This is a genomic window from Vibrio sp. D173a (assembly GCF_030248475.1).
Map to the genome: position 1 here is coordinate 1 of NZ_JAHGAH010001001.1, position 756 is coordinate 756.

Genomic DNA, 756 nt, shown 5'->3' on the forward strand with positions numbered 1-756 from the left:
AGTTGACTTTCGTAGGTATTTCTTATGATGTCTGCAGAGGCTTTGAAGCTTTCTTGTTGGTTAGAGGCGTTAAGGTTTTTCGAAGCGTTGAGTTGCTGCGAAGCGCTAGATTCGCTTTGATTGGCATTTTCTAAGGTTGCATTTTGCTCGGCGTAAGCGCCTGTGACAGCGGTTGTCGATAGCAAAATACAGAGTGTTATTGTTTTTAGCTTCATATCAAAGGTACCGAACTAAGAAAGAGAGTAAAAGAAAATAGCATTGAGCCATACTCACAATGTAAGTGTTTGGTCAGCTTGTTGTTATTTTATAGCTCACATAAACAACTTACAGCAAAGTGATAACTTCTATAAATGTTCATTGGTGATGAAAAGCTCACTATTCACATGTGGATTTTACAAGTTATAGATTTTTGGCCTGTTAGCTGCATACTATGAGATAAACGAGAGCAAAAAGTAGTGATTGATGTTTATTTAGCCTTATTTTAGGGCGATAAACATACAAAAATAGACAGAGCAGGGGGAACGAAGTATGACGAATCGTTCAAGCAAGCAGTGGTCTGCCAGGATATTGTCTTGTTTATTTTTGCTAACGACGATAAGTGCGGTTGAGATTTTCCACCAAAAACAGATAGCTTTCTTAAAAAATGAAGCCTTTTCAGAGGCACAAAAACAGCTGTCGATTGTTCGCTCTCGCATTGAGGCGGTAATTGTCACTGACATGTATCTGCTTAATGGTATGTCGACACAAGTCGCCATT

2 pseudogenes are annotated in these 756 nt (G+C 38.9%); one reads left to right on the forward strand and one right to left on the reverse strand.

Going from position 1 to position 756, the window contains the following annotated elements:
* Positions 1-215: pseudogene (locus tag KIV40_RS30865) on the reverse strand (DUF3541 domain-containing protein); the annotation flags it as partial.
* Positions 216-528: 313 nt separating this feature from the next.
* Between KIV40_RS30865 and KIV40_RS30870 the strand changes: the two are divergent.
* A pseudogene (locus KIV40_RS30870) lies at positions 529-756 on the forward strand (sensor domain-containing diguanylate cyclase); the annotation flags it as partial.